Here is an 18,246-nt window from a genome sequence, read left to right as displayed (position 1 = left end):
GGGGCGCTGAGCACGTACACTCTCTGCTCGTTGGCCCTCACCGACCACACCGTGAGCACCGCTCTGGATGCGGTAGGTTGGGGGAGAACGACAAAGGGTCGTAGCTCAATTGGTAGAGCACTGGTCTCCAAAACCAGCGGTTGGGGGTTCAAGTCCCTCCGGCCCTGCTACACACACCGCCAGGATGTGTGCGCAGGTATGTACTCCATTGCACCGCCGTGCGGCTCCACCCGGGCGCGGCACGGCCGACCCGGAATCAGGTGAGAGACGTGACGGACGCCGTAGGCTCCATCGACATGCCTGATGCCGAGGACGAAGCGCCGGAGTCCAAGAAGAAGGGCCGCAAGGGCGGCAAGCGCGCCAAGAAGGGCCCCCTGGGCCGTCTCGCGCTGTTCTACCGTCAGATCGTCGCCGAGCTGCGCAAGGTCGTCTGGCCCACTCGCAGCCAGCTGACCACCTACACGACGGTCGTGATCATCTTCGTCGTCATCATGATCGGCATGGTGACCGGCATCGACTTCGGCTTCAAGGAAGCAGTCAAGTACGTCTTCGGCTGATTCCCGCGGAGGGCGCCCACCCCGGCGTCCCTTTTCGCATGTTCCACCCCATCTGTATCCAGGAAGAAGCAGCCACCGTGTCTGACCCGAACCTGAACGAGTCCGCCCAGGACGAGCTCGACGTCGTCGAGGCGGCCGACGAGGACCAGGCGGAAGCTGCGGACGCCGCTGCCGGTGAGACGACCGAGGACGTCGAGACCGTCGAGGACGAGACCGTCGAGGACGAGGACGCCGCGGACGCCGGGACCGCCGAGGAGGCGGACGCCGAGACCGTCGAGGACGCCGAGGACGAGGCCGAGGGTGACGAGGAGGCCGAGCCGGCCGCCCCCGTCGACCCGGTCGCCGCGCTCCGCGACGAGCTGCGCGGCCTCCCGGGCGAGTGGTACGTGATCCACACCTACGCGGGCTACGAGAAGCGCGTGAAGGCCAACCTGGAGCAGCGCGCCGTCTCGCTGAACGTCGAGGACTTCATCTACCAGGCCGAGGTCCCCGAGGAAGAGATCGTCCAGATCAAGAACGGCGAGCGCAAGAACGTCCGGCAGAACAAGCTGCCCGGCTACGTGCTCGTCCGCATGGACCTGACGAACGAGTCCTGGGGCGTCGTGCGCAACACGCCCGGCGTGACCGGCTTCGTGGGCAACGCCTACGACCCGTACCCGCTGACGCTGGACGAGATCGTCAAGATGCTCGCCCCGGAGGCCGAGGAGAAGGCCGCCCGCGAGGCCGCCGAGGCCGAGGGCAAGCCGGCGCCCGCCCGCAAGGTCGAGGTGCAGGTCCTGGACTTCGAGGTCGGGGACTCCGTCACCGTCACCGACGGCCCGTTCGCGACGCTGCAGGCCACGATCAACGAGATCAACGCCGACTCGAAGAAGGTCAAGGGCCTCGTCGAGATCTTCGGTCGCGAGACCCCGGTCGAGCTCAGCTTCGACCAGATCCAGAAGAACTGACCCCGGTCGGTTCTCGGTCAGTCCTCGGGCAGGTCAGAGTGGCGTCTTCCGCCCTCTGACCTGCTCGGTTTTTGGACGCGCAGCCATACCCGTTATCGTTGTGCGGTATGCCTCCATCCGGATGATGTCGGACGACATCGGATGGCGGCCGAACACTCTCACTAGGACCCGGAGAGAGCTATGCCTCCCAAGAAGAAGAAGGTCACGGGGCTTATCAAGCTCCAGATCCAGGCCGGTGCCGCCAACCCGGCTCCGCCGGTCGGCCCCGCGCTGGGTCAGCACGGCGTCAACATCATGGAGTTCTGCAAGGCCTACAACGCCGCGACCGAGTCGCAGCGCGGCTGGGTCATCCCGGTGGAGATCACGGTCTACGAGGACCGCTCCTTCACCTTCATCACCAAGACCCCGCCGGCGTCGAGGATGATCCTCAAGGCCGCGGGTGTGGAGAAGGGCTCCGGCGAGCCGCACAAGACCAAGGTCGCCAAGCTGACGAGCGCCCAGGTCCGCGAGATCGCCACGACCAAGATGCCCGACCTCAACGCGAACGACCTGGACGCCGCCGAGAAGATCATCGCCGGCACCGCCCGTTCCATGGGCATCACGGTCGAGGGCTGAACAGCTCCCGTCTGACCCCTGTGGAAGGGCCACGCGCTGGCCCGGACCACGACTCCATACCTGAAAGCAGGAGAAGAAGTGAAGCGCAGCAAGGCTCTCCGCGGCGCGGACGCCAAGGTCGACCGGGAGCGTAACTACGCCCCCCTCGAGGCCGTCCGTCTCGCCAAGGACACCGCCACCACCAAGTTCGACGGCACCGTCGAGGTCGCCTTCCGCCTGGGTGTCGACCCGCGCAAGGCCGACCAGATGGTCCGTGGCACCGTGAACCTTCCGCACGGCACCGGTAAGACCGCCCGGGTCCTGGTCTTCGCGACCGGTGACCGTGCTGCGGCCGCGGAGGCCGCGGGCGCCGACATCGTCGGCTCCGACGAACTGATCGACGAGGTCGCGAAGGGCCGTCTGGACTTCGACGCCGTCGTCGCCACCCCGGACCTCATGGGCAAGGTCGGCCGCCTCGGCCGCGTCCTCGGCCCCCGTGGTCTGATGCCGAACCCGAAGACCGGCACGGTCACGATGGACGTCGCCAAGGCCGTGACGGACATCAAGGGCGGCAAGATCGAGTTCCGTGTCGACAAGCACGCGAACCTGCACTTCATCATCGGCAAGGTGTCGTTCGACGAGACCAAGCTGGTCGAGAACTACGCCGCGGCGCTGGAGGAGATCCTCCGTCTGAAGCCGTCCGCCGCGAAGGGCCGCTACATCAAGAAGGCGACCCTGACCACCACCATGGGCCCCGGCATCCCGCTGGACGCCAACCGCACCCGGAACCTCCTCGTCGAGGAGGACCCGGCCGCGGTCTGAGCCTGACGGCTCGCACGGTCGACGAAGGCCGGTCCCCGCACCTCTCCGGAGGGGCGGGGGCCGGTTTTTTCGTACGCGGTTGTCAGAGCGGTGGGCTAGCGTCCTCGTGAAGAGAAGATCGCACGTACGTAGGGGTGGGGTATGAAGGTCTCCGTGTTCGGCCGTCCGGGTGTCGCGGTGGCGGCGATGGTGGTGCTCGCCGGCGTGACGGGCTGCCAGGGCGGCGACGGGAAGAAGGCCGCGGACGCGCCGGCCGGCCAGCCGCAGTGGTCCTCGGCGGCCCAGGTGATCCAGGCGGCGTACGAGAAGACCGCCGCCGCGAAGTCCGCCAGGGTGCGGATGACGATGACCGTGCCCGAGGGCCTGGCGGGCGGTGCCGGCGCGGCCGCGGGGGCGGGCGGCGGCGAGATGGAGATGACCGGCGTCGTGGGCTGGAACCCCGGCGTGATGGACATCACCGTCACCGGTGGCGTGCCGGGCCTCGGCGCGGGGGCGGGCGACGCGGACGGCTTCCGCATGGTCATGGTCGACGACGTCATGTACATGGACATGGGGGACAAGGCTCCCGAGGAGCTGGACGGCAAGCGCTGGATGAAGCTCGACTTCAAGGCGCTCGGCGAGAAGACCGGTGACGCGGCCCTCCGGAAGCAGCTCACCGGCAGCCTGGAGAGCATGAACCAGGACCCGGCCAAGCAGCTCGCCCTGCTGCTCGACTCGCCGAACCTGAAGCACGTCGGCCCGGAGAAGGTCGACGGCGTCGACACGCAGCACTACAAGGGCACGTTCACGGTCGACGAGATGGTCGCCTCCAACAAGTCGCTGTCCGTGCTCTCCGCGAAGGAGCGCGAGGAGCTGGTCGCCACGATGAAGGAGGGCGGCCTGACGGCGTACGACACGGAGGTCTGGGTCAACGGCGACGGCTACCCCGTCAGGATGGACGTCGGCATGGCCACCCCCGGGGGCGAGGTCGAGATGTCCGTGGCGTACTCGGACTACGGCACCAAGGCCGCCGTCCAGGCCCCGCCGGCCGGGCAGACCTTCGACTTCATGGAGATGATGAAGAAGCTCTCCGAGGCGCTGGAGGGCGCCGAGGGGGCCGACGCCTGATCCGGACCTTCCGGCCGATTTGCTTGACGGCAGCCCGGTCACGTAGTCTTCCACAGAAGCCAAAGACCGCTGGTCGTAGCTGTGCCCGCAGGGTGCAGCCGCCGAAGGATCCGCTAGCTACGGACGGCCTGCGCAGGTGACAGTGGATGTACTCCCGGGCATGCCGTCCGGTCGAGTCACGCCCCGTGCGCCTGCGCCGGGGCGTTTCGTTTTGCCCAGTCTCCTTCCTTCAGCCATCGCGGTCCGAATCACCCGGAAGGAGGCCGAGGCTCATGGCGAGGCCCGACAAGTCTGCTGCGGTTGCCGAGCTGACGGACAAGTTCCGCAGCTCGAACGCCGCCGTGCTGACCGAGTACCGCGGTCTCACCGTGGCACAGCTCAAGCAGCTGCGCCGTTCGCTCGGTGAGAACGCCCAGTACGCCGTGGTGAAGAACACGCTGACCAAGATTGCGGCCAACGAGGCCGGGATCACGTCGCTGGACGACCAGTTCACTGGTCCGACGGCGGTCGCCTTCATCACCGGTGACCCGGTGGAGTCGGCGAAGGGTCTTCGTGACTTCGCCAAGGACAACCCGAACCTGATCATCAAGGGCGGTGTCCTTGACGGCAAGGCGCTGTCCGCCGATGAGATCAAGAAGCTTGCGGACCTCGAGTCCCGCGAGGTTCTGCTCGCCAAGCTGGCGGGCGCCATGAAGGGCAAGCAGTCCCAGGCTGCCGCGCTCTTCCAGGCGCTCCCGTCGAAGCTCGTCCGCACCGTGGACGCGCTGCGCGCCAAGCAGGCCGAGCAGGGCGGTGCCGAGTAATTCGGCTCGCACATTGACCGCCGCCTGACCGGCGACGGTCACAGCGGGCCCAACGTACGCCCGCCACACATGTACATCCGGCACCTGCCGAATTAGTGGAAGGACCGCCATCATGGCGAAGCTGTCTCAGGAAGACCTGCTCGCGCAGTTCGAGGAGATGACCCTCATCGAGCTCTCCGAGTTCGTGAAGGCGTTCGAGGAGAAGTTCGACGTCACCGCCGCCGCCCCGGTGGCCGTCGCCGCCGGCGTCCCGGGTGCCCCGGCCGCCGAGGCCGAGGAGGAGAAGGACGAGTTCGACGTCATCCTCACCGGTGCCGGCGAGAAGAAGATCCAGGTCATCAAGGTCGTCCGTGAGCTGACCTCCCTGGGCCTGAAGGAGGCCAAGGACCTCGTCGACGGCACCCCGAAGCCGGTCCTCGAGAAGGTCAACAAGGAGGCCGCGGAGAAGGCCGCCGAGGCCCTCAAGGGCGCCGGCGCGTCCGTCGAGGTCAAGTGACCTCCTGCGGGTCTCCTGACTCGCGCTGACGCCCCCTGGGGGCGTTCCCAAGGGCGATCACCCATCCGGGTGGTCGCCCTTCGGCGTCCCCGCGGCACCTGTCGTGCACCCGGACGCGGACGGAGTATGGTGATCTTCGCCGTGCGTCCGCGGGGCCGGGGGCCTTGACGAACCGCACGCCGCGCGCAATTCTCAGGACGCGTCGTCACAACGATCCGGATCCGAGGCATGGATCGACGACCGAACGGGCAGTATCGATGTGCGCCGAGGCGCGAGGTACCACGGAGATGAGAACAACGAGGGTTGCGAATTACTCGCCCTGGACATCAGTGGGCCAAGTGGCTACACTGTCCCTTTGCGCTGCCTGTTAGCTGCCCCCTGCCCGTCACCAGGGGCATACCCTCGCAAGAGCACCGTGGACCGAATACCCTGACCTGGGATTTCGGGACTTCTTGCTCGGCTTGGGACCGGTACGCGCGTAGTGAGTCCGAGCCCTCGGAAGGACCCCCTCTTGGCCGCCTCGCGCAACGCCTCGACCGCGAATACGAACAACGGCGCAAGCACCGCCCCGCTGCGCATCTCCTTTGCAAAGATCAAGGAGCCCCTCGAGGTTCCGAACCTCCTCGCGCTGCAGACCGAGAGTTTTGACTGGCTGCTCGGCAACGCCGCGTGGAAGGCTCGTGTCGAGGCGGCTCTCGAGAACGGACAGGACGTCCCCACCAAGTCCGGTCTGGAAGAGATCTTCGAGGAGATCTCGCCGATCGAGGACTTCTCCGGGTCGATGTCGCTGACCTTCCGCGACCACCGCTTCGAGCCCCCGAAGAACTCCATCGACGAGTGCAAGGAGCGCGACTTCACCTACGCCGCGCCGCTCTTCGTCACGGCCGAGTTCACCAACAACGAGACCGGCGAGATCAAGTCCCAGACCGTCTTCATGGGCGACTTCCCGCTCATGACGAACAAGGGCACCTTCGTCATCAACGGCACCGAGCGTGTCGTGGTGTCGCAGCTCGTGCGCTCGCCGGGCGTGTACTTCGACTCCTCCATCGACAAGACGTCCGACAAGGACATCTTCTCCGCCAAGATCATCCCCTCCCGGGGTGCCTGGCTGGAGATGGAGATCGACAAGCGCGACATGGTCGGTGTCCGCATCGACCGCAAGCGCAAGCAGTCCGTGACCGTCCTCCTCAAGGCGCTCGGCTGGACCACCGAGCAGATCCTGCAGGAGTTCGGCGAGTACGAGTCCATGCGCGCCACCCTGGAGAAGGACCACACCCAGGGCCAGGACGACGCGCTGCTCGACATCTACCGCAAGCTCCGTCCGGGCGAGCCCCCGACGCGTGAGGCCGCCCAGACGCTGCTGGAGAACCTCTACTTCAACCCGAAGCGCTACGACCTGGCCAAGGTCGGCCGCTACAAGGTCAACAAGAAGCTCGGTGCCGACGAGCCGCTCGACGCCGGTGTCCTCACCGTCGACGACGTCATCGCGACGATCAAGTACCTGGTCAAGCTCCACGCGGGCGAGACCGAGACCGTCGGCGAGAACGGCTCGACGATCGTCGTCGAGACCGACGACATCGACCACTTCGGCAACCGCCGCCTGCGCAACGTCGGCGAGCTCATCCAGAACCAGGTCCGCACGGGTCTGGCCCGGATGGAGCGCGTCGTGCGCGAGCGCATGACCACCCAGGACGTCGAGGCGATCACGCCGCAGACCCTGATCAACATCCGGCCGGTCGTCGCCTCCATCAAGGAGTTCTTCGGCACCAGCCAGCTGTCGCAGTTCATGGACCAGAACAACCCGCTGTCCGGGCTGACGCACAAGCGTCGTCTGTCCGCGCTCGGCCCGGGTGGTCTGTCCCGTGAGCGGGCCGGCTTCGAGGTCCGAGACGTGCACCCGTCCCACTACGGACGCATGTGCCCGATCGAGACCCCCGAAGGCCCGAACATCGGTCTGATCGGTTCGCTCGCCTCGTACGGCCGCGTCAACGCGTTCGGCTTCGTCGAGACGCCGTACCGCAAGGTCGTCGACGGCCAGGTCACCGACGAGGTGGACTACCTGACCGCCGACGAGGAGGACCGCTTCGTCATCGCCCAGGCCAACGCCGGCCTGACCGAGGACATGCGCTTCGCCGAGAACCGCGTGCTCGTCCGCCGCCGTGGCGGTGAGGTCGACTACGTCGCCGGTGACGACGTGGACTACATGGACGTCTCGCCGCGCCAGATGGTGTCGGTCGCGACCGCCATGATCCCGTTCCTCGAGCACGACGACGCCAACCGCGCCCTCATGGGCGCGAACATGATGCGCCAGGCCGTACCGCTGATCAAGTCCGAGTCCCCGCTCGTCGGCACCGGCATGGAGTACCGCTCCGCCGTCGACGCCGGCGACGTGGTCAAGGCGGAGAAGGACGGTGTGGTCCAGGAGCTCTCCGCGGACTACATCACCGTGGCCAACGACGACGGCACGTACATCACGTACCGCCTGGCCAAGTTCGCCCGCTCCAACCAGGGCACCTCGGTCAACCAGAAGGTCATCGTCGCCGAGGGCGACCGGGTCATCGAGGGCCAGGTCCTGGCCGACGGCCCGGCCACCGAGAACGGCGAGATGGCGCTCGGCAAGAACCTCCTCGTGGCGTTCATGCCGTGGGAGGGCCACAACTACGAGGACGCGATCATCCTGTCGCAGCGCCTCGTCCAGGACGACGTCCTCTCCTCGATCCACATCGAGGAGCACGAGGTCGACGCCCGTGACACCAAGCTGGGCCCCGAGGAGATCACCCGGGACATCCCGAACGTCTCCGAGGAGGTCCTCGCCGACCTCGACGAGCGCGGCATCATCCGCATCGGTGCCGAGGTCGTCGCCGGCGACATCCTGGTCGGCAAGGTCACCCCGAAGGGTGAGACCGAGCTGACCCCGGAGGAGCGCCTGCTCCGCGCGATCTTCGGTGAGAAGGCCCGTGAGGTCCGTGACACCTCGCTGAAGGTGCCGCACGGTGAGACCGGCAAGGTCATCGGCGTGCGCGTCTTCGACCGCGAGGAGGGCGACGAGCTTCCCCCCGGTGTGAACCAGCTGGTGCGCGTCTACGTCGCGCAGAAGCGCAAGATCACCGACGGTGACAAGCTCGCCGGCCGCCACGGCAACAAGGGCGTCATCTCCAAGATCCTGCCGATCGAGGACATGCCGTTCCTGGAGGACGGCACCCCGGTCGACATCATCCTCAACCCGCTCGGTGTGCCGTCCCGAATGAACCCGGGACAGGTCCTGGAGATCCACCTCGGCTGGCTCGCCAGCCAGGGCTGGGACGTCTCCGGACTCGCCGACGACTGGGCCAAGCGGCTCCAGACCATCGGCGCCGACCAGGTCGAGCCCCGCACCAACGTCGCGACCCCGGTCTTCGACGGTGCCCGCGAGGACGAGCTGGCCGGTCTGCTGGAGCACACCCTCCCCAACCGCGACGGCGACCGCCTGATGCTGCCGTCCGGCAAGGCGCGCCTGTTCGACGGCCGCTCCGGCGAGCCGTTCCCGGACCCGATCTCGGTCGGGTACATGTACATCCTCAAGCTGCACCACCTGGTCGACGACAAGCTGCACGCCCGTTCGACCGGCCCGTACTCGATGATCACCCAGCAGCCGCTGGGTGGTAAGGCTCAGTTCGGTGGCCAGCGCTTCGGTGAGATGGAGGTGTGGGCGCTGGAGGCTTACGGCGCCGCGTACGCCCTCCAGGAGCTGCTGACCATCAAGTCCGACGATGTCACCGGCCGCGTGAAGGTCTACGAGGCCATCGTCAAGGGCGAGAACATCCCCGAGCCCGGCATCCCGGAGTCCTTCAAGGTGCTCATCAAGGAGATGCAGTCCCTGTGCCTCAACGTGGAGGTGCTGTCCTCGGACGGCATGTCCATCGAGATGCGCGACACCGACGAGGACGTCTTCCGCGCGGCGGAGGAGCTCGGCATCGACCTGTCCCGGCGCGAGCCGAGCAGCGTCGAAGAGGTCTGACGGGTCGGCCGGCCGGACCCCGCGAGGTCCGGCCGGCCTCCCAGCGACCCGTACAGACCATTGATTGACACGAACCCTGAGAGGGATTGACGCATAGTGCTCGACGTCAACTTCTTCGACGAGCTGCGGATCGGCCTGGCCACCGCGGACGACATCCGGCAGTGGTCCCACGGCGAAGTCAAGAAGCCGGAGACCATCAACTACCGCACCCTGAAGCCCGAGAAGGACGGTCTCTTCTGCGAGAAGATCTTCGGTCCGACCCGGGACTGGGAGTGCTACTGCGGCAAGTACAAGCGCGTCCGCTTCAAGGGCATCATCTGTGAGCGGTGTGGCGTCGAGGTCACCCGCGCCAAGGTGCGCCGCGAGCGGATGGGCCACATCGAGCTCGCCGCCCCCGTCACCCACATCTGGTACTTCAAGGGCGTCCCGTCCCGGCTGGGCTACCTGCTGGACCTCGCCCCGAAGGACCTCGAGAAGGTCATCTACTTCGCGGCGTACATGATCACGTACGTCGACGAGGAGCGCCGCCAGCGCGACCTGCCGTCGCTGGAGGCCCACGTCTCCGTCGAGCGCCAGCAGATCGAGCAGCGCCGCGACGCCGACCTCGAGGGCCGGGCCAAGAAGCTCGAGTCCGACCTGGCCGAGCTGGAGACCGAGGGCGCCAAGGCCGACGTGCGCCGCAAGGTCCGCGAGGGCGCCGAGCGCGAGATGAAGCAGCTGCGCGACCGCGCCCAGCGCGAGATCGACCGCCTCGACGAGGTGTGGAGCCGCTTCAAGAACCTCAAGGTCCAGGACCTGGAGGGCGACGAGCTGCTCTACCGCGAGCTGCGCGACCGCTTCGGCACCTACTTCGACGGCTCGATGGGCGCCGCCGCGCTGCAGAAGCGCCTGGAGTCCTTCGACCTCGAGGAGGAGGCCGAGAAGCTCCGCGAGATCATCCGTACCGGCAAGGGCCAGAAGAAGACCCGCGCGCTCAAGCGCCTCAAGGTCGTCTCCGCCTTCCTGCAGACCAGCAACAGCCCCAAGGGCATGGTGCTGGACTGCGTCCCGGTGATCCCGCCGGACCTGCGTCCGATGGTGCAGCTGGACGGTGGCCGCTTCGCGACCTCCGACCTGAACGACCTGTACCGCCGCGTCATCAACCGCAACAACCGCCTGAAGCGGCTTCTCGACCTCGGCGCGCCCGAGATCATCGTGAACAACGAGAAGCGCATGCTCCAGGAGGCCGTCGACGCGCTCTTCGACAACGGCCGCCGCGGCCGCCCGGTCACGGGCCCCGGCAACCGTCCGCTGAAGTCGCTGTCCGACATGCTCAAGGGCAAGCAGGGCCGCTTCCGTCAGAACCTGCTCGGCAAGCGAGTCGACTACTCGGCGCGTTCCGTCATCGTCGTCGGCCCGCAGCTCAAGCTGCACCAGTGCGGTCTGCCCAAGGCCATGGCGCTGGAGCTCTTCAAGCCGTTCGTGATGAAGCGCCTGGTCGACCTGAACCACGCGCAGAACATCAAGTCGGCCAAGCGCATGGTCGAGCGCGGCCGCACGGTCGTGTACGACGTGCTCGAAGAGGTCATCGCCGAGCACCCGGTGCTGCTGAACCGTGCGCCCACGCTGCACCGCCTCGGCATCCAGGCCTTCGAGCCGCAGCTGGTCGAGGGCAAGGCCATCCAGATCCACCCGCTCGTCTGCACCGCGTTCAACGCGGACTTCGACGGTGACCAGATGGCCGTCCACCTGCCGCTCTCCGCGGAGGCGCAGGCCGAGGCCCGCATCCTGATGCTGTCCTCGAACAACATCCTCAAGCCGGCCGACGGCCGTCCGGTCACCATGCCGACCCAGGACATGGTGCTGGGCCTCTTCTTCCTCACCACGGACGAGGAGGAGCGCGAGGTCAGGGGTGAGGGCCGCGCCTTCAACTCCACCGCCGAGGCGATCATGGCCTTCGACGCCCGGGAGCTGTCGCTCCAGGCGAAGGTCGACATCCGCTTCCCGATCGGTTCCGTCCCGCCCCGCGGCTGGACGCCCCCGGTCACCGAGGGCGACGACGACTCCGCCGGTGCGGACGCGTGGCAGCCGGGCGACAGCTTCCGTCTGCGTACGACCCTGGGCCGCGCGCTCTTCAACGAGCTGCTGCCCGAGGACTACCCGTTCGTCGACTACACGGTCGGCAAGAAGCAGCTCTCCGAGATCGTCAACGACCTCGCCGAGCGCTACCCGAAGGTCATCGTGGCGGCGACGCTCGACAACCTGAAGGCGGCGGGCTTCTACTGGGCCACCCGCTCCGGCGTCACCGTCGCCATCTCGGACGTCGTCGTCCCGGAGGCGAAGAAGGAGATCGTCCGCGGCTACGAGGCGCAGGACGAGAAGGTCCAGAAGCAGTACGAGCGCGGTCTGATCACCAAGGACGAGCGCACGCAGGAGCTCATCGCGATCTGGACCAAGGCGACCAACGAGGTCGCCGAGGCCATGAACGAGAACTTCCCGAAGACCAACCCCATCTTCATGATGGTGAACTCGGGTGCTCGTGGAAACATGATGCAGATGCGTCAGATCGCCGGTATGCGTGGTCTGGTGTCGAACGCCAAGAACGAGACCATCCCGCGTCCGATCAAGGCGTCCTTCCGCGAGGGCCTGTCCGTGCTGGAGTACTTCATCTCCACGCACGGTGCCCGTAAGGGTCTCGCCGACACCGCCCTGCGTACCGCCGACTCGGGTTACCTGACCCGTCGTCTGGTGGACGTCTCGCAGGACGTGATCATCCGCGAGGAGGACTGCGGCACCGACCGCGGTCTGAAGCTGCGGATCGGCGCGCGCGACGAGGCCGGTGTGCTGCGCAAGGCGGACGACGTCGAGACGTCCGTGTACGCGCGGATGCTCGCCGAGGACGTCGTCGTGGACGGCAAGGTCATCGCGCCGGCCAACGTCGACCTGGGCGACGTGCTCATCGACCAGCTCATCGCGGCGGGTGTCGAGCAGGTCAAGACCCGCTCGGTCCTCACCTGCGAGTCCGCGGTCGGCACGTGTGCGTACTGCTACGGCCGTTCGCTCGCCACCGGCAAGCTGGTCGACATCGGTGAGGCGGTCGGCATCATCGCCGCCCAGTCCATCGGTGAGCCCGGTACCCAGCTGACGATGCGTACCTTCCACACCGGTGGTGTGGCTGGTGACGACATCACGCAGGGTCTGCCGCGTGTCGTCGAGCTCTTCGAGGCCCGTTCCCCCAAGGGCATGGCGCCGATCGCCGAGGCCTCCGGCCGCGTGCGGATCGAGGAGACCGAGAAGACCAAGAAGATCGTCATCACGCCGGACGACGGCAGCGACGAGACGGCGTACCCGATCTCCAAGCGCGCCCGTGTCCTGGTCGGCGAGGGCGACCACGTCGAGGTGGGCCAGAAGCTCACCGTGGGTACCGAGAACCCGCACGACGTGCTGCGCATCCTCGGTCAGCGGGCCGTCCAGGTCCACCTGGTCGGCGAGGTGCAGAAGGTCTACAACTCGCAGGGCGTGTCGATCCACGACAAGCACATCGAGATCATCATCCGGCAGATGCTGCGCCGCGTGACGATCATCGAGTCCGGCGACGCGGAGCTGCTGCCGGGCGAGCTCGTGGAGCGCTCGCGCTTCGAGCAGGAGAACCGTCGTGTGGTCCAGGAAGGCGGCCACCCGGCCTCCGGCCGTCCGCAGCTGATGGGTATCACCAAGGCGTCGCTGGCGACGGAGTCGTGGCTGTCCGCGGCCTCCTTCCAGGAGACGACCAGGGTCCTGACGGACGCGGCGATCAACGCCAAGTCCGACTCCCTGATCGGCCTCAAGGAGAACGTCATCATCGGTAAGCTCATCCCGGCCGGTACGGGCCTGTCCCGCTACCGCAACATCCGGGTCGAGCCGACCGAGGAGGCCAAGGCCGCGATGTACTCGGCCGTCGGCTACGACGACATCGACTACTCGCCGTTCGGCACGGGCTCCGGCCAGGCCGTTCCGCTGGAGGACTACGACTACGGTCCGTACAACCAGTAAGCGAGTCGCCTGACCGAAGGGCGGTCACCCCGCGAGGGGTGGCCGCCCTTCGGCGTGTCCGCGCCCGGGCGGCGGCCGTCAGTGGGCGGCCAGCTGCCAGAGGGCGAGGAGGAAGCCGGCGCTGGTGGTCAGCGCGGCGACGCTGGCCAGCGGCCAGCGGGACCGTTCCAGGGCTTCGAGGCGGGACTCCATGTCGGCGAGCTGCTTGTCGGTCTGGTCGCTGCGCTGGACGAGCAGGGCGAGCGAGCCGTCGACGCGGGCCAGGCCCGCCTCCAGGGTGCCGCGCATCCGTTCCAGCTCCACGGCGACGGTGACGGGGTCGTGCGGTGCGTCAGTCTCGCCCATCGACACCCCCCGGGGCGGTGCGCAGCCAGGCCGGCAGGAGCCGCTGCACGGCGTCGACGGCCATGATCCGGGTGAGCGCGCCCGCGACGGCCAGCGCCCCGGCGACCCAGGGGAGAGTCTGCGGGACGCCGGCGGCGTCGACGACCGCGGGCAGCACGACGGCGATGCCGACGGCGGACTGCAGGACGGTGCGGGCCGTGCGCTTGGCGGCCTCGGACATGGTGGTGCTCCTTACGGGGTGTACGGGACCTTCAGCACGTTCCACGAGGTGGCGCCCGGCCAGCCGTCGGCGTCGGCGCCGGTGTGGCCGAGCTTGCGCTGCCAGGCCGCGTACGACCGGCGGTCGGCCTCCGACCAGCGGGGGCCGGGGCCCACCCGGTAGCGGCCGCAGCCCTCGGCGACGAGCCGGCGGCCCATCGCGGTGATGATCGGCGAGCGGGGGTTCGACCGGAAGAACGCGGCGCCCGGGAACGGCTGGTAGCGGGGCGTGGCGGGCTTCGGCGGGGCGGGCTTCTGGGGGGAGGGGGCGGCACCGAGCCGCTTCTGGATCCGTTCGCGCATGCCGGGCATGGCGAAGCCGCGCGGGTCGACCTTGTGGGCGGACCACTCCAGGTGGCCGATGACGGAGCGGGCGCCCCAGCCGTGTGCCCGGCACAGCGCGGCGCCGACCCGTTCGATCGCGTCGAGCTGGGCGGCGGGCCACGGGTCGGTGCCGTCGCCGAGGTTGACGCACTCGAAGCCGTAGAAGCGGGCGTTGCCGTCGACGGCGTTCGCGCTGCCCTGGTGGGCGCGGGGGAGGGGCGGCCGGTCCCGGTACGTCTCGGTGACCACGGCCCGGAGGACGGACGGGTCACCGCCGCCGGCGTGGTTGGCGCGGCCGCCGCCGACGAGGTGGACGGTGCCGTCCTTGGCGATGACGCCGTGGCACAGCGGGCCGGGCAGGCCCTCGTAGCCGCGGAAGCACAGGTCGACGGAGCCGGCGGTGCCGCTGGTGACGGTGTGGTGGATCATCACGCCGCCGACCGGGCCCCAGGCGCCGGCGTGGTTGCGGTGGTGGGTGCGCCAGCCGGGGCGCTCGACGACGCTGACGCCCTCGGCGCGCAGGGCGGCGAGGAGCCGGTCGGGGGAGAGGGGGGCTGCCATGGGCGTCCTTCCGGAATGCGGGAGGGCCCCGTACCGGTGGAGGCCGGCACGGGGCCCGTGGTGCGGGTGGGGCGGGAGGGTCAGGAGAGCGCCGCCCAGATCGCGTTGGAGTCGGCGAGCACCGTCGACGGGGTGAACGAGGCCGGGAGCGAGGTCTGTCCCGTGGTGGGCAGCCGGCCGTGGCGGACGAACGCGCCCGGCATCCGGGCGCTGCCGCCGGGGACCTCGCCCATGGAGGCGCCGCGCATGAAGCCCGGCCCGCTGTTGCTGGGGTTCGGGCCGTTGACCAGCAGCGCCACCCAGTAGTTGCCCGGGGTCGCGGCGTACGCGGTGGTCAGCGGCAGGACCACGGTCTTCCCCTCGGTCGCGGTGAGCAGGCCGTTCAGCGCGGCCGTCTGGCCGACCTTCGCCCCGGCGCCGGTGTACAGGCCGGCGAAGGAGGTGGCCGCGAGGGTGCCGCCCACGTAGCCGGGGACGTAGAACACCACGTTCTTCACGGTGGTGGCCGCGTGCAGCGGTACGCCGATCAGGTACACCCAGCCGTTGATGCAGTACTGCACGGTGTTGCCCGAGGACGCGGCCGGGTCGAACGACCAGCACGAGAAGCCCATCGAGGCGGGGGACCAGGTGCCCGCGGCGGAGACCGCGTCGACGTAGCCGCGCCGGACCAGGTGGTTCGCGGCCGACGGGTTGACGCTGGTGGAGGGCGGGACGGCGAACGTCTTGGCGCCGCTGACCGTCTGGTCGCCGGCCGTCAGCACCGCGTCGCCCGCGGCGACCGCCGAGACGTCGACGGCGGTCAGCTGGACCGCCCCCGTCCGGCCGTTCACCGTCTTCACCGGGGCCGCGTCGATGCCCAGGTAGCGGGTGTCGCCCGAGGCCGGGGTCAGCGCCCCCAGGTCGGCGGCCGTGACGGTGACCGCGCCGGTGCGCCCGTTGACCGAGGAGACCGCGCCGGTGAGGGCGGGCAGCTGCGCCGCCGGCACCTTGCCGTCGGGGCCGAGGCTCGCCACGCCCCCGGCGGCGCCCGCCTTGCCGGCGGCGATGGCGGAGACGTCCTCCGCGGTGAGGGTGATGTCCGGGGTGGTGCGCCCGTTGACGGAGCGGACCGGGCCCGCCGGGCCTGCCGGGCCCATCTGGCCGGCCGGTCCGGGCGGGCCGGGAACGGCCACGTAGTGCGGGGTGTTCGGGTCGGCCGGGGCGGAGTCGGCCAGGTCGACCGTCGGCCGGTCCGCGGGCAGGGCGATCTGGTAGGCGCGGTTGCGGCCGAGCCCGGCCAGCTTCTCGGTCACCTGGTAGGTCCAGTCGACCGGGTTCCAGCCGGGGGCGTCGGTGGCGGGCAGCACCACGTCGATCCGGCCCTCGCCGTCGAGGCGGGCGACGGTCGGCCCGCCGACGAAGACGTCGGCGGCGGAGTGGGTGAGCAGGGACGGCGGGCGGAACTCGACGGATCCGCTCATCGGAGTGCCGTCCGGCGTCAGGTACCGGGCGGTGACCCGGACGGTGGGGATGGAGGCGGGGAGCACGGAGGGGTCTCCTTCACAGGGTCGGGTGCGGGGCCCGGCCGGCGGTGGCGCGGCCGGGCCCCGGGTCAGGACTGGACGCCGTACAGCGCGAGGGGACGGCAGCGGACGGTGTCGCCCGCCGCGGCGACCTTCGCCTGGATCTCGAAGGTGACCGTCGCGCTGAACGCGACCGCCAGCGACTCCCGGAACTCCAGGTCCGCGCCGGGACCGCCGACGGGGCCCACGGGGGACCCGTCGACGAGGAGGCGGACCTGGGCGCCCGCCGAGCCCTGGACGGCGATCCGGGCGTACAGCCGCGGGTGCTGGGCGATGCCCGGGCCGCTGTAGAGGGTGGTCCAGGCCGTGTTCCCGGTGGTCTCCCAGCGGGCCGTGTCGACCGGCCGGGGCAGCGGGTACGGGATGTACGGGCGGGCCAGGCCGCGCTGGGCGGCGTCGTCGGCGACGACGACGTTGCCGCGCCGGTCGAAGATCTGCACCGGCTGGGTCTCCAGCCGGTCCGGCGCGGTCGTCCGCACGGTCAGCGCCATCGACCCGTCGTCCCGGCGGACCATCAGGCCCTGCTGCGGGGTGTCCGGGCCGCGGTCGGGCTGGACCCGCCCCATGTGGATCAGGTCCTCGCCGGCGGCGGTCCGGACGCGCAGCCGGCCGCCGTCGCCGATGACGACCTCGCCGTCGTTGATCTGGTTCAGGGCGGGGGTGGTGTTCGCGCTGCCCATCAGCTCCCGGATCTGCCGTTCCAGGGTGCGGATGCGGTCCAGCAGGTCGGTGGGGATGATCGCCACGGGTCACACCCCTTCCAGGTAGAGCGTCGCCGTTTCCGGCCTGGTGCGCTGCGGCGGGTTCACGGCGAGGCCGACGATCCGGTAGTGGGCGTCGAGCCCGTCCTGGTGCCACAGGTCGTGGATCCGCAGCCGGATCCGGGCGCCGAGCAGCGCGGGCGTGATCCGGTCGTCGAGGACGACGGTCAGCTCGGGGATGAGCTCCGGGCGCCGCTGCCGCGACAGCTCGGCCCTGGCCAGGGAGCGGAGGGTGGCCACGTCCTTGACCCCGCTGTGGTCCGACGTGCGCTCCAGCCGCGGCCACCCGCCGGCCAGGTCGGCCGGCTCGCTCGCCACGGCGGTGAGGGGCAGGGAGTCCTGGGCCTGGTCGGTGTTGTCGGACTCGCCGCGGGCCACCCAGACGTTCGCCTGCACGGTCGCGTCCGTGGGCAGGCTGTACGACAGGACGGAGCCGGGGTGGTCCAGGACGATGTCCGCCCGGCTCGACTCGATCCGCGGATGCCCCAGCTGGAGGCGCTTGACGCGGCGGCCCTGGCCGTCGCGGTAGCAGTGGACGCGCCACTCGAAGCCGTCCGCGAGCTGGGCCAGCTTGTCGAGCAGCTCCCGGATCCGGGCCAGCGCCGTGTAGCCGGACGCGAAGTCGCGGCGTACGCCGGACGTCTCGGCGCCCAGGCTGATCCCGATGTCGCCGCCGTCCTGTTCCTGGGCGTGCGCCACCAGGGCGCGGGCGATGTCGAACTGGTCGGCCTGGAGGAGCACCACGTCGGCCGAGAGGATGCGGTGGTCCAGGTACGAGTCGAAGGTGCCCGCCTGGAACTGCACGGTCATCCGGCCCTGTTCGTCGGTGGCCGGGGTGCAGGTCCACAGCACCCCGCCCCACCAGACGTCCCCGTCCCGCTCCAGCCAGACCGCCGTGCGGCCGGGCTGGAGGGCCTCCCTGGCCCGGGCCGCCAGGGCCGGCTCGGGCAGGGGGACGGTGGCCGACAGGGAGCCCGGTTTGCCGATGTAGTCGTCGAACCTGGCCTCCGTGAGCGGCAGGACGTCGAGGACCCGGTCGGTGCGCAGGTCGCAGAAGACCGCCCGGTAGACGGGCGTGGTGACGGATCGGCTCACGGGGCG

15 protein-coding genes and 1 tRNA gene are annotated in these 18,246 nt (G+C 69.4%); 10 read left to right on the top strand and 6 right to left on the bottom strand.

Annotated features, from left to right (window positions below):
* The first annotated feature begins 94 nt into the window (after positions 1 to 94).
* From IE106_RS03545 to IE106_RS03500, 10 genes are all read left to right on the top strand, one after another.
* Positions 95 to 167, top strand: a tRNA-Trp gene (locus IE106_RS03545).
* A 102-nt stretch (positions 168 to 269) separates the two neighbouring features.
* The gene (gene secE, locus IE106_RS03540; RefSeq protein WP_189529720.1) at positions 270 to 557 is read left to right on the top strand and encodes a preprotein translocase subunit SecE; all 288 of its coding nucleotides are present in this window, start codon (positions 270 to 272) and stop codon (positions 555 to 557) included.
* 77 nt (positions 558 to 634) lie between these two features.
* Positions 635 to 1,504, top strand: a complete 870-nt coding sequence (nusG, locus tag IE106_RS03535; RefSeq protein WP_373295893.1) for a transcription termination/antitermination protein NusG — start codon at positions 635 to 637, stop codon at positions 1,502 to 1,504.
* Positions 1,505 to 1,684: 180 nt separating this feature from the next.
* Positions 1,685 to 2,119 carry a 50S ribosomal protein L11 gene (gene rplK, locus IE106_RS03530; RefSeq protein WP_023587070.1) on the top strand — a complete coding sequence of 145 codons (435 nt, stop codon included), beginning with the start codon at positions 1,685 to 1,687 and terminating at the stop codon, positions 2,117 to 2,119.
* 78 nt (positions 2,120 to 2,197) lie between these two features.
* Complete coding sequence (rplA, locus tag IE106_RS03525; protein WP_031132834.1) at positions 2,198 to 2,920, top strand: 50S ribosomal protein L1; 723 nt, start codon at positions 2,198 to 2,200, stop codon at positions 2,918 to 2,920.
* Positions 2,921 to 3,061: 141 nt separating this feature from the next.
* Complete coding sequence (locus IE106_RS03520) at positions 3,062 to 4,027, top strand: SCO4651 family lipoprotein (RefSeq protein WP_189529718.1); 966 nt, start codon at positions 3,062 to 3,064, stop codon at positions 4,025 to 4,027.
* A gap of 272 nt (positions 4,028 to 4,299) precedes the next feature.
* Positions 4,300 to 4,830, top strand: a complete 531-nt coding sequence (rplJ, locus tag IE106_RS03515; RefSeq protein ID WP_023587065.1) for a 50S ribosomal protein L10 — start codon at positions 4,300 to 4,302, stop codon at positions 4,828 to 4,830.
* A 112-nt stretch (positions 4,831 to 4,942) separates the two neighbouring features.
* Entirely contained in the window at positions 4,943 to 5,326 is a 384-nt protein-coding gene (gene rplL, locus IE106_RS03510) for a 50S ribosomal protein L7/L12 (protein ID WP_189529717.1), read from the top strand.
* Between the two features lie 511 nt (positions 5,327 to 5,837).
* Entirely contained in the window at positions 5,838 to 9,323 is a 3,486-nt protein-coding gene (gene rpoB / locus IE106_RS03505; protein WP_189529716.1) for a DNA-directed RNA polymerase subunit beta, read from the top strand.
* Between the two features lie 96 nt (positions 9,324 to 9,419).
* A complete protein-coding gene (locus IE106_RS03500; RefSeq protein ID WP_189529715.1) occupies positions 9,420 to 13,334 on the top strand; it encodes a DNA-directed RNA polymerase subunit beta' in 3,915 nt (1,304 codons plus the stop codon).
* Between the two features lie 78 nt (positions 13,335 to 13,412).
* On the opposite strand, the gene IE106_RS03495 is transcribed toward IE106_RS03500, so the two are convergent.
* The 6 genes from IE106_RS03495 to IE106_RS03470 all read right to left on the bottom strand — a co-directional run bounded on the left by IE106_RS03495 (position 13,413) and on the right by IE106_RS03470 (position 18,240).
* Positions 13,413 to 13,679 carry a hypothetical protein gene (locus IE106_RS03495; protein WP_189529714.1) on the bottom strand — a complete coding sequence of 89 codons (267 nt, stop codon included), beginning with the start codon at positions 13,677 to 13,679 and terminating at the stop codon, positions 13,413 to 13,415.
* On the bottom strand, positions 13,666 to 13,899 hold the full coding sequence (locus IE106_RS03490; protein ID WP_189529713.1) for a hypothetical protein: 234 nt from the start codon (positions 13,897 to 13,899) through the stop codon (positions 13,666 to 13,668). The genes IE106_RS03495 and IE106_RS03490 overlap by 14 nt, the downstream gene beginning before the upstream one ends.
* A gap of 11 nt (positions 13,900 to 13,910) precedes the next feature.
* The gene (locus IE106_RS03485) at positions 13,911 to 14,822 is read right to left on the bottom strand and encodes a peptidoglycan-binding protein (protein WP_189529712.1); all 912 of its coding nucleotides are present in this window, start codon (positions 14,820 to 14,822) and stop codon (positions 13,911 to 13,913) included.
* 80 nt (positions 14,823 to 14,902) lie between these two features.
* Positions 14,903 to 16,348: a phage tail protein gene (locus IE106_RS03480; RefSeq protein ID WP_189529711.1), complete on the bottom strand. Its 1,446-nt coding sequence runs from the start codon at positions 16,346 to 16,348 to the stop codon at positions 14,903 to 14,905.
* Between the two features lie 65 nt (positions 16,349 to 16,413).
* Complete coding sequence (locus tag IE106_RS03475) at positions 16,414 to 17,130, bottom strand: hypothetical protein (RefSeq protein ID WP_189529710.1); 717 nt, start codon at positions 17,128 to 17,130, stop codon at positions 16,414 to 16,416.
* Between the two features lie 3 nt (positions 17,131 to 17,133).
* Positions 17,134 to 18,240, bottom strand: coding sequence for a hypothetical protein (locus IE106_RS03470; RefSeq protein WP_189529709.1), 1,107 nt, complete (start codon positions 18,238 to 18,240; stop codon positions 17,134 to 17,136).
* Between the last annotated feature and the right edge of the window lie 6 nt (positions 18,241 to 18,246).

It is taken from the genome of Streptomyces roseolilacinus, assembly GCF_014649335.1.
In the GTDB taxonomy this organism is placed as follows: Bacteria; Actinomycetota; Actinomycetes; order Streptomycetales; family Streptomycetaceae; genus Streptomyces; species Streptomyces roseolilacinus.
The sequence above is the reverse complement of the archived record's forward strand: the minus strand, read 5'-3'. Positions and strand labels throughout refer to the sequence as shown.

Excerpts from the sequence above, each read along its gene's own strand:
- IE106_RS03495 (WP_189529714.1), bottom strand. The coding sequence starts at position 13,679 with ATGGGCGAGACTGACGCACCGCACGACCCCGTCACCGTCGCCGTGGAG.
- IE106_RS03485 (WP_189529712.1), bottom strand. The coding sequence starts at position 14,822 with ATGGCAGCCCCCCTCTCCCCCGACCGGCTCCTCGCCGCCCTGCGCGCC.
- IE106_RS03490 (WP_189529713.1), bottom strand. The coding sequence starts at position 13,899 with ATGTCCGAGGCCGCCAAGCGCACGGCCCGCACCGTCCTGCAGTCCGCC.
- rplJ (WP_023587065.1), top strand. The coding sequence starts at position 4,300 with ATGGCGAGGCCCGACAAGTCTGCTGCGGTTGCCGAGCTGACGGACAAG.
- IE106_RS03520 (WP_189529718.1), top strand. The coding sequence starts at position 3,062 with ATGAAGGTCTCCGTGTTCGGCCGTCCGGGTGTCGCGGTGGCGGCGATG.
- rplL (WP_189529717.1), top strand. The coding sequence starts at position 4,943 with ATGGCGAAGCTGTCTCAGGAAGACCTGCTCGCGCAGTTCGAGGAGATG.
- rplK (WP_023587070.1), top strand. The coding sequence starts at position 1,685 with ATGCCTCCCAAGAAGAAGAAGGTCACGGGGCTTATCAAGCTCCAGATC.